The organism is Cytobacillus sp. (assembly GCF_964223445.1).
GTDB lineage: Bacteria > Bacillota > Bacilli > Bacillales > Cytobacillaceae > Cytobacillus.
Genome location: NZ_CAXQGS010000114.1, coordinates 1 through 9,534, shown reverse-complemented (window position 1 = coordinate 9,534; position 9,534 = coordinate 1). Strand labels below are relative to the sequence as shown.

12 protein-coding genes and 1 pseudogene are annotated in these 9,534 nt (G+C 42.7%); 9 read left to right on the top strand and 4 right to left on the bottom strand.

The features are described 5' to 3' along the window. Window positions 1-55: 55 nt before the first annotated feature. From ACEQ1T_RS19745 to ACEQ1T_RS19725, 5 genes and pseudogenes are all read left to right on the top strand, one after another. Window positions 56-769 (top strand): annotated as a pseudogene (locus tag ACEQ1T_RS19745) (PAS domain S-box protein); the annotation flags it as partial. Between the two features lie 34 nt (window positions 770-803). Further along, the gene (locus tag ACEQ1T_RS19740) at window positions 804-1,454 is read left to right on the top strand and encodes a sensor histidine kinase (protein WP_206843314.1); all 651 of its coding nucleotides are present in this window, start codon (window positions 804-806) and stop codon (window positions 1,452-1,454) included. 176 nt (window positions 1,455-1,630) lie between these two features. Beyond that, complete coding sequence (locus ACEQ1T_RS19735; RefSeq protein WP_370224369.1) at window positions 1,631-2,284, top strand: response regulator; 654 nt, start codon at window positions 1,631-1,633, stop codon at window positions 2,282-2,284. Beyond that, window positions 2,274-2,726: a GAF domain-containing protein gene (locus ACEQ1T_RS19730; protein WP_370224367.1), complete on the top strand. Its 453-nt coding sequence runs from the start codon at window positions 2,274-2,276 to the stop codon at window positions 2,724-2,726. Before ACEQ1T_RS19735 ends, ACEQ1T_RS19730 begins: the two co-directional genes overlap by 11 nt. A gap of 23 nt (window positions 2,727-2,749) precedes the next feature. Then, a complete protein-coding gene (locus ACEQ1T_RS19725; RefSeq protein ID WP_370224366.1) occupies window positions 2,750-4,477 on the top strand; it encodes a PAS domain S-box protein in 1,728 nt (575 codons plus the stop codon). A gap of 44 nt (window positions 4,478-4,521) precedes the next feature. Here the strand turns inward: ACEQ1T_RS19725 and ACEQ1T_RS19720 are convergent, their stop codons facing one another. The 4 genes from ACEQ1T_RS19720 to fbpA all read right to left on the bottom strand — a co-directional run bounded on the left by ACEQ1T_RS19720 (window position 4,522) and on the right by fbpA (window position 6,498). After that, entirely contained in the window at window positions 4,522-5,712 is a 1,191-nt protein-coding gene (locus ACEQ1T_RS19720) for a chromate transporter (RefSeq protein WP_206843321.1), read from the bottom strand. A gap of 11 nt (window positions 5,713-5,723) precedes the next feature. Further along, window positions 5,724-6,032 carry a PadR family transcriptional regulator gene (locus ACEQ1T_RS19715; protein WP_206843332.1) on the bottom strand — a complete coding sequence of 103 codons (309 nt, stop codon included), beginning with the start codon at window positions 6,030-6,032 and terminating at the stop codon, window positions 5,724-5,726. Window positions 6,033-6,182: 150 nt separating this feature from the next. Further along, window positions 6,183-6,320, bottom strand: coding sequence for a hypothetical protein (locus tag ACEQ1T_RS19710; protein WP_166672445.1), 138 nt, complete (start codon window positions 6,318-6,320; stop codon window positions 6,183-6,185). Between the two features lie 13 nt (window positions 6,321-6,333). After that, a complete protein-coding gene (gene fbpA, locus ACEQ1T_RS19705; RefSeq protein WP_206843343.1) occupies window positions 6,334-6,498 on the bottom strand; it encodes a Fur-regulated basic protein FbpA in 165 nt (54 codons plus the stop codon). A 183-nt stretch (window positions 6,499-6,681) separates the two neighbouring features. Between fbpA and ACEQ1T_RS19700 the strand changes: the two genes are divergently transcribed. The 4 genes from ACEQ1T_RS19700 to ACEQ1T_RS19685 form a co-directional block, all read left to right on the top strand. Next, on the top strand, window positions 6,682-7,005 hold the full coding sequence (locus ACEQ1T_RS19700; protein WP_206843345.1) for a MerR family transcriptional regulator: 324 nt from the start codon (window positions 6,682-6,684) through the stop codon (window positions 7,003-7,005). 203 nt (window positions 7,006-7,208) lie between these two features. Further along, window positions 7,209-7,961, top strand: a complete 753-nt coding sequence (locus ACEQ1T_RS19695; RefSeq protein ID WP_206843347.1) for a threonine/serine exporter family protein — start codon at window positions 7,209-7,211, stop codon at window positions 7,959-7,961. A 24-nt stretch (window positions 7,962-7,985) separates the two neighbouring features. Continuing rightward, entirely contained in the window at window positions 7,986-8,429 is a 444-nt protein-coding gene (locus tag ACEQ1T_RS19690) for a threonine/serine exporter family protein (RefSeq protein ID WP_206843349.1), read from the top strand. Window positions 8,430-8,600: 171 nt separating this feature from the next. Then, the coding region (locus ACEQ1T_RS19685) for an ABC transporter ATP-binding protein (RefSeq protein ID WP_372530251.1) at window positions 8,601-9,534 on the top strand (934 nt) is incomplete at its 3' end.

Here is a 9,534-nt window from a genome sequence, read left to right as displayed (position 1 = left end):
CTGGACGACACGTGGTGGGGCCTTATGATCCCCTACATCTCCTTCACGCTGCCGTTTAATTCTTCTCATGTTTGTCTTTGGAGTTTATACCATCTCTGCAGTAATTCTGTCATTATCTCTGTCCATTACATGGTATACATTTGGGTGTTTAAGTATTGCTCTATCAGCTGGAATTGGGAATGGTGTGATTTTTAAGCTGGTGCCTATGTACTTCCAGAAGCAGGCGGGTATCGTAAACGGAATTGTTTCCGCAATGGGCGGCCTGGGAGGATTTTTCCCGCCGCTGATATTGACCCTGTTATTTAATATCACCGGCCATTATGCGATTGGCTTTATGGCATTGTCAGAAGTGGCGCTTGCCAGCCTGATTCTGGTTGTTTGGATGTATTTCCAAGGGAAAATGGAAATTGCAAGCCAGGTGATTGATCATACAATTGAAGGAATTCTGGTAACGGATAAGGGCGGCAAAATAATCTCTGTAAACCCTGCTTTCACAGAAATAACCGGATACAAGGAAGAAGAAGCAGTCGGCAAAAATCCGAATATCCTTAAATCAGGAAAGCAGGCTAAGGGCTTTTACCAGGACTTATGGACTTCAATCGAAAAAAATGGATTCTGGCAAGGGGAAATATGGAATTGCCGCAAAGACGGAGAAGAATATCTCCAATGGCTTACCATAAGTGCAATTAAAAATGATGCTGGAGATGTGGTCCAATACGCTGGCATGTTCAGTGACATTTCCAGCCATCGGGTCAAAAAAGCAAAATAGAAGCAAAAACAAAGTCATAAGGAGGAGGGGTGAAATGGAAACACAGCCAGCAAAGAAAAATATCAGTTCCTATATTATTCAGTCACAGGAAGATGAGATCAAGCGCATTGCCCTGGAGCTTCACGAAGGGGTCGGACAGACGCTTTACAGCTTATATACAGGCATGCAGTTCATTCAAACCGCTGTTGATCAGCCCGAGATGAAAGGCTATGTTGGAGATATGGCGCAATTGATGGAAAAAACAATTCAGGAAATCAGGCTTCTGGCTGTGGAATTGCATCCCCCTGCTCTGGGAACCCTCGGCCTGCTGCCGGCGCTGAAAACTTATCTGAAATTATACACCTCCACATATGGAATTACAGTGGATCTTAAAAATGAGGGGATGGAAGTCCAAATCAGTGAAAGGGAAAGCATAACTTTGTTCCGAGTTTGCCAGGAAGCTTTGGCAAACATAGCCAGGTATGCTGACACAATGAGTGCAGTTATCTTCCTGCAATGGAAACCGGGACAGCTTTCTATTAGCATTGAAGACAAGGGGAAGGGCTTTGATGTTAATGCCGGGATGCAAAAATCGACTGGCCTGGCTGCCATGATTGAAAGAATGTGTTTAATCAGCGGCAAGTGTGTCATCAGCTCCAAAATCGGCGATGGGACTACAATAGATATCAGCCTTCCGTTATACTAAGATTATACTTAACAAGGGACCTGCGCAAAGCGGCTCCCTTGTTGCCTATTAAAGATAATTTTTTCACTGAAATTGCTACTTTGTATTTCGAGGACTGGCTGGCGTATGCAGCCTTCCCCCTCGGATAGGCAAGGCTTGCACTTCTCGTGTGGATAAATGGTAAAGGGGGAGCAAGGTTGATCAATATTTTACTTTGCGACGACCACGCGGTAGTCAGAATGGGTTTGAAAATGCTTTTAAATAACCATGAAGACATGCAGGTGGTTGGTGAAGCTTCGGAAGGCAACGAAGGGATTCAGCAGGCACTTGAATTAAAGCCTGATGTGGTAGTAATGGATTTGAGCATGCCCCATGGAAAAGATGGCATGTCAGCAACGTCAGAATTGAAAAAATTTATGCCGGAAATAGCGATCCTGATTTTGACCATGCACGATGATGAAGAGTACTTATTCAGGGCGATCCAAGCGGGTGCTTCGGGATGTATTTTAAAAAGTGCCCCTCATGATGAACTGCTGGCGGCAATCCGGTCTGTTGCAAGCGGGAATGCCTATTTGCATCCTTCAGCAACTAAAAGGCTGATGGAAGAATATATCGGAAGTGTAAAGCAGGGTAACACCGATACATTCAATCTGTTGTCTGACAGGGAAAAAGAGGTTCTTACCTTGATAGCCAAAGGGTTTTCCAATAAGGAAATTGCTGAACAGCTTGTGATCAGTGTAAAGACAGTTGAAACCCATAAAGGTAATTTAATGGAAAAACTTCAGATGAAAACCAGACCGGAACTTGTTGCCTATGCCTTAAAGAAAGGGCTGCTTGGTTATGGAATATAAGGGGTGCAGCCAGGGAGAAAGCGCGCTTATTGATCAGGCTTGTGAAAAGGTGCTGGCAGAGCTGGACTGTGATTTTGTGGGATTGGCACTGCAAAATACAGATAGCCCGGATGTAAGGTGGCATTTTGCCGCTGGAAATATCAACGAAAAATATAAGCGGATTACAGTAAGGTACGGCAAAGGCATTGCAGGAAAGGTGATTTCAACCGGCAGGCCGATGTGCGTAGAAAACTTCCCTGAAAATGTCGCTGGAAAAGCTTTGGAATACCCGATTATGCTTGCTGAAGCCCTGAAGTATGCTTATGCTGTTCCCATTCATTTTAAAGGAATCCCCAAAGGAGTCGTTTTGATCGGGAACCGGTCCGGTCAGCCTATAAATGAAAACAAGCAAAGCACTGCAAGGGATGCAGCGAGGACACTTGAACTAAAGCTGAATGGTTAAAAAATGCAACTGGAGGAACGTAAATGGACAGGAATAATCAGTTGCCGAAAAAGAGAGAGATTGCTCCTGATTCCAGTGATGCAACGATTCTTGTTAATAAATTTGGGATCATCTCCTATGCGAACGAGCAGGCACATGAGCAATTTGGATATAGGGTAAATGAGCTGCAGGGGAAGAGCCTAAAGGAACTGCTTCCTGAGATCACTCTGCATGAAACTGAAGAGGGCAAAGTGGTTCACCAATATGGCCAGCATCGTAATGGTCAGGTATTTTCAATCTTTTATAGAATCAATTCTTTCAAGCAGGGAGAAGAAACCTTTTATTTAATCGTCTTTCATTCAGTCAAAGACCGTTCCCGATTAAAAAAGCAGCAATCATATCCATTAAAGGAATTGGTTGACCTGCAATTTGCCCTGGATGAATCAACAATTGTGGCCTTTACAGACAAAAAAGGAAAAATTACGTATGTGAATGAAAAGTTCTGTGAGGTGTCGAAATATTCTGCGGATGAGCTGGTTGGTAAAGACCATAGAATTATCAACTCATCCTACCATTCCAAAAATTTTATGGAGAACCTTTGGGAAACCATTTCGAGCGGGGAAGTCTGGCACGGTGAAATTAAAAACAAAGCTAAAGACGGAACTTATTATTGGGTGGATACCACGATCGTTCCCTTCATTGATGACAAAGGAAAGCCATATAAATACCTGGCGATCCGGAAGGAAATTACTGAATATAAGCGTGTTGTGGAGGAACTGAAAAATTCCGTAAACGAGCTGATTGATTTAAAGTTTGCCCTGGATGCTTCATCCATTGTGGCGATTACAGATCAGAAAGGTACCATTACGTATGTGAATGATCAATTCTGCAGCATCTCAAAATATTCACGGGAAGAATTGCTTGGACAGGATCATAGAATTATCAACTCAGGTTTCCACACCAAAGAATTTTTTAGAGATTTATGGAAGACGATTTCTTCCGGGAAGGTATGGAAAGGAGAGATCAAGAACAGAGCTAAGGATGGCACACATTATTGGGTGGATACCACAATCGTCCCTTTCCTTAATGAAAAAGGGAAGCCCTATCAGCATCTTGCTATTCGCCATGAAGTCACGCAAAGAAAAAATGCAGAAGAAGAGCTGCAAAAAATGATGACCAGGATCATTGATGTTCAAGAAGATGAACGGAAAAGACTGTCCCGGGAGCTTCATGACGGAATAGGGCAGAATTTGTACAGCCATCTGATTACCATTAATAGGCTTCAGGCTGAAATAAGCCACCCGCTGCTTGATCAAATGCAGGATGAGGCTGCTGAAATCATTGAGGAACTGAGAGACCTTTCATGGGAGCTGCGTCCTTCTGTACTTGATGATCTTGGTCTGATTCCAGCGATTCGATCCTACCTGGTCCGGTTCTCAGAACATCACAATATCAACGTCCATTTTGATTGCTACTTGGCTTCCCGTCTTAGTTCAAATAAAGAAATCACCATTTACAGGATCATTCAGGAAGCTCTAACAAACATAAGGAAATATGCTGAAACAGATGAAGCAGCAGTCACTATCAGGCAGATGGAAGATGAAATCCGTATAGTCATTGAAGATAAAGGAATAGGGTTCAATGTTAATGAAGTCTCCAGAGGAGTCGGTCTTTTCAGTATGGAGGAACGCGCAAAAGCTGCGGGAGGTTCCCTAAATGTTTATTCAGCAGAAACTAAAGGGACAAGAATTGTACTCGAAATTCCGCTATAAAAAAAAGCTGCCTAATCCAGGCAGCTTTTCTAAAAAATGCGATTTTAAAATATTGATCCTAATATCGTTCCGCCGATGGCACCTGTTACAACTATAATCCAGGGCGGCAGCTTCCAATAAACAAGCATGCTGAATAGGACTGCTGCAAAGGCAAAATCAGCCGGCTCCAGGATGCTGCTGGTCCAAATTGGATGATAAAAGGCAGCGATTAAAATGCCGACAACTGCAGCATTTACACCCATTAATGCACCCTTTATGTTAGGGTTGCGGCGAAGTGTTTCCCAAAATGGGAGGGTGCCTAGTATCAGCAAAAACGCGGGCAGGAAGATTGCGGCCGTTGCAAGCAAGCCGCCTTGCCAGCCATTCATCACTGCACCTAGATAGGCAGCAAAAGTAAACAATGGCCCTGGCACTGCCTGAGCTGCACCATAGCCAGCCAGAAAAGCTTCCTCACTAAGCCAGCCTGTTGGGACAAATTCACGTTCCAGTAAAGGAAGGACAACATGGCCGCCCCCGAAAACCAGAGATCCTGAGCGATAAAAGCTGTCAAAAAGGGCAACCCAATCCAATGCAGTCAGCTCCCTTAAAATGGGAAGCACTATTAAAAGGGCGAAAAACATCACTAAACAGCCAATGGCAAAACCTTTTGAAATGGGAAAATCCATCCTTGCTTCTTCGTTATCTGCATGCTTCTTATAGATTAAAAATCCAATAAAACCAGAGATAAGGATGACCGCAACCTGTGTAATGGCTGTCTGCCATAATAGTGTGGCGATGATCGCGAACAGTGCCAGCGTTTTTCGCGGCAGGTCAGGTACAAGCTTTTGGGCCATTCCCAATACCGCGTGAGCCACTACAGCGACTGCGACAATTTTGAGTCCATGGATCCAGCCGGCTTCCGCCGGATTAATGCCTTGAAGAAGAATGGCAAAAATAATCAGGGCAATAACAGATGGCAATGTGAAACCAAGGAAAGCCATAATGCCGCCGGCTACTCCAGCCCTCATGACACCAATGCCAATGCCAACCTGGCTGCTCGCAGGTCCGGGCAGGAACTGACAAAGTGCAACTAAATCTGCGTAGCTTTTCTCATCCATCCATTTTCTTCTGCGGACATACTCATCGTGAAAATAGCCTAGATGAGCTACAGGTCCCCCGAATGAGGTTAGTCCAAGCCTTGTTGAAACCATTAATATCTCCAGTAACGATTTTAAGCCAGTTCTGTTTTTGTTCATATGCATCTCCTTTAATCTTTAATCTCTTTAAAAAGCTCATAAGCTTTTTTTCTGGCTTCCTCCAGGACCGTAATTCCTTTTTCTGTTGCAGTGTAATATTTTCGGATTCGGCCATCTACATTTTTCTTCTCCTGATGGAGCAGCCCGTCTGACTCCATTGAATGCAGGATAGGATACAATGTTCCGGAACTGATGCTATATCCATGCTCTTTCAGCTCTTCCACCATCCAAGCGCCGAATACAGGGTGCTCCTTTGCATGGTGAAGAATATGGATTTGAATAAACCCCAGGAACAGCTTGCGCAATATTTTATCTTCCAAGCAAATGCCTCCCTTATTAATTTCGAAAATCGATATCGGAATTCGATAATTGGATGATACCAAAATAAACATGATAAGAAAAGGGGGAATTATTAATTTACAAAACTTTAACATTGACATAAAAAAGAACGCTCTTCCAAGCGTTCCATATTAACTATTCTGTTCATTTCTTAAAATTTCATAAGCATGATCACCGGCTGCTGCCGTTAAACTTTCCCACAGCTGATCGCGCAGTAAATCGAGTTCAATAATTCTTCTTGCCAAATCTATTGTATTTTTTGTTTCCATAAAGGCCCCCTGGTTAATAACGGCTTCGATTGCTGTGTTTTTTAAATATAACCTCAAGTTCTGTTAGGGTCAGCTTTTGCAGAGCCGGTTCAGAATGCTGATATTCGCTTCCTGATTTGACCAGCAGATCGATTAGATATTGCCGTTTTTTTTCAATGGCTTTCCGTAAATATTGCATTTTCTATCTCCTCTTTTCTTTAATGTTTTTGTTTATTCTAAAAGAAATTCAGCTCTTATTCAGTTATTATGTTAAGTTTTCTTACATTGTTTTTGCTGCTTTGTAAGATTTTCTGACAGGAATAATGAAAAAATTTGAAAGATTAGTATAATGAAAGAAATTGGTTAGATTGAGGTGACATGATTGGAAAGAGAAACATCCTATAAAACCAGAAAAGTCATTTCGATTGGGACGGTCAGCGAACTGACAGGACTTAGCGAACGCCAGATTCGATACTACGAAGAAAGGAAATTGATTTTCCCTGAAAGATCAGAACGCGGGAGCAGGAAATATTCTTTTCTCGATGTAGAGACTCTCATCGACATAGCCAACAAAAGGGAGGAGGGAGTCCGAACGGAGGAAATCCGCTCGGAATTAAAAAGGAAAAAGAAAAAAGACGATCAGGCATCACGTTCAAAAATGATTCAGGGTCAGCTAAATGCTCAGTTTGGAATACGGAAGAAATAATGGGAAAGTGATTATTCTGTAAGGGATAATCGCTTTTTTTATTCAATTTCTATACTGCCTTATAAAATAATGCAGACTAGGTTTACGAAACATTTTTATATAAATTTTAGACAAAAGGTCTTTCATTCGTTTATCATTTCCGTTAAGATGTAACCCTATATAAGAGGGTTTTTAAATTTTTGATTAATAAAGCAGGTGAAAGAATGGGGAAAGAATTCCCTCCAACAATAGAAGTAATTGAGATATGTTTGCTTGCGGGGAAAATCATGCTTCAGGGCGGTGCAGAAACGTATCGGGTAGAGGACACAATGACCAGGATTGCAGCCTCCCTGGGTATTCCGCATTCACATAGCTATGTGACGCCAACTGGAATCATATTTTCAACGGATGGAACTGAACCGGCAAAGCTGATTCGGATTTCAGAACGGTCAACGGATTTGTACAAAGTGACATTAGTGAACGGAGTTTCACGCAAGATCAGCAGCGGTGAACTGGATGGACAGGAAGCCCTGGCAAGGCTGAAGGAAATTGAAAGTGCCGACTATACTTTCCCTGTTTATCAGCAGATTCTTGCAGCCTCCATTGCAAGCGGCTGCTTTTTAATTATGTTCCTTGGAAGCTGGACAGATTTTATTCCAGCCATGATTGCAGGCGGGCTGGGGTTTGTTTCTTTTATATACGTACATAGGGTGGTCCACATAAAATTTTTCTCTGAATTTATTGCTTCATTATTAATTGGCCTTATCGCCTATTTCTTTGTGTACACGGGAGCGGGAACAGAACTTGATAAGATTATCATTGGTTCAGTAATGCCGCTCGTTCCGGGCCTGCTGATAACAAATGCAGTAAGGGACTTAATGGCCGGGCACCTTGTTTCTGGTCTGTCAAAAGGGGCTGAAGCCTTTTTGACGGCATTTGCCATTGGAGCTGGGATTGCTCTTGTATTCACTTTCTAAATGCATGAGCGGAGGAATATGCGTATGTTTATGTTGACACATATGATGACAAGCTTTATTGCTTCAGCAGGGTTCGGAGTGCTTTTCAATGCCCCGAAAAAATCGCTGCTGAAATGCGGGTTTGTCGGGATGGTTGGCTGGTTTGTTTATATTTTGCTTGTCAATTGGCAGTACGATGCTGTCATTTCGTCACTAATCGCAGCTTTTACCATTGCTGTAATCAGCCAGATTTTTGCCAAAATGTATAAAACACCTATCATTATTTTCAGTGTTGCCGGCATCATTCCACTGGTCCCAGGAGGGATTGCTTATGATGCAATGCGGAATTTTGTTGAAAATGATTATAATACGGCAATTCAGCTGGCCGCGAAGGCGTTCATGATATCCGGGGCAATCGCAGTCGGGCTTGTCATTTCAGAGGTAATCAATCAAATGATCCGCAAAGTTCAGTTTAAATCAAGAATCTAAATTGCAGGGAAGAATTATTACATCAGCCTTGTTTAGGAATTAAGCCGTAATATCTCCTCTAAATTATCAGACTCGTTCCAGAAATAAATAGGGACGGGTTTTTCTTGTAATAAATTCCTGGTGAATTTATAATCCTATTATGTTTGATTTTTTCAGAAAAAGGAGAATATGATGATCCGACGGTTTTTTAGCTACTATAAGCCACATAAGCGCCTATTCATTCTTGATTTTAGTTCGGCGGTATTCGTGGCAATTCTTGAATTGGGCTTTCCGCTTGCGGTTCAGTGGTTTATCGACAGCCTGCTTCCAAGCGGGAATTGGTCCATGATTGTATCCGTAAGTGCCGGCCTGCTTGCTCTTTATTTGACCAGCACACTACTGCAGTTTGTTGTTAACTATTGGGGACACAAGCTGGGCATCAACATCGAAACAGATATGCGGCAGCAGCTTTTTCAGCACGTTCAAAGGCAGTCTTTCCGCTTCTTCGATAATACCAAAACAGGGCACATTATGAGCCGGGTGACAAATGATCTTATGGATATCGGAGAGCTCGCCCATCACGGCCCGGAGGATTTGTTTATTGCGGTCATGACGTTTGTGGGTGCATTCTGGATCATGCTGACGATCAATGTAAAGCTCGCCCTTGTAACGATATTTGTTCTCCCGTTTCTTGTATGGCTGATTACATTCTGCAATATTAAAATGAACAAAGCATGGAAAAGGATGTACGGTGAAATTGCCGATGTGAACGCCCAGGTTGAGGATAGTGTATCTGGAGTACGTGTAGTTCAGTCTTTTACAAATGAAGCCTATGAGATTAAAAGATTTAGAGAAAACAATGGCAGATTCCGTCTTGCCAAGCTTGCAGCATATAAGATTATGAGCTTCAGTGCTTCCGGAGTCTATATGTTGACCAGATTAGTTACGCTGATTGTTCTTGTATACGGCTCCTGGCTGAGCTTCAATGGGCAGCTATCATATGGAGAATTGGTCGGATTTGTGCTCTATGTGAATGTACTCTTAAAACCGATTGATAAAATTAGCGCCCTTATGGAACTGTACCCAAAAGGAATGGCTGGTTTCAGATCGGAAGAGCACACGTCTG

What these genes read in the sequence shown, in the direction of transcription:
- ACEQ1T_RS19740 (WP_206843314.1), top strand. Translation starts at nt 804, where the DNA reads ATGGAAACACAGCCAGCAAAGAAAAATATCAGTTCCTATATTATTCAG.
- ACEQ1T_RS19730 (WP_370224367.1), top strand. Translation starts at nt 2,274, where the DNA reads ATGGAATATAAGGGGTGCAGCCAGGGAGAAAGCGCGCTTATTGATCAG.
- ACEQ1T_RS19725 (WP_370224366.1), top strand. Translation starts at nt 2,750, where the DNA reads ATGGACAGGAATAATCAGTTGCCGAAAAAGAGAGAGATTGCTCCTGAT.
- ACEQ1T_RS19720 (WP_206843321.1), bottom strand. Translation starts at nt 5,712, where the DNA reads ATGAACAAAAACAGAACTGGCTTAAAATCGTTACTGGAGATATTAATG.
- ACEQ1T_RS19710 (WP_166672445.1), bottom strand. Translation starts at nt 6,320, where the DNA reads ATGGAAACAAAAAATACAATAGATTTGGCAAGAAGAATTATTGAACTC.
- fbpA (WP_206843343.1), bottom strand. Translation starts at nt 6,498, where the DNA reads ATGCAATATTTACGGAAAGCCATTGAAAAAAAACGGCAATATCTAATC.
- ACEQ1T_RS19695 (WP_206843347.1), top strand. Translation starts at nt 7,209, where the DNA reads ATGGGGAAAGAATTCCCTCCAACAATAGAAGTAATTGAGATATGTTTG.
- ACEQ1T_RS19690 (WP_206843349.1), top strand. Translation starts at nt 7,986, where the DNA reads ATGTTTATGTTGACACATATGATGACAAGCTTTATTGCTTCAGCAGGG.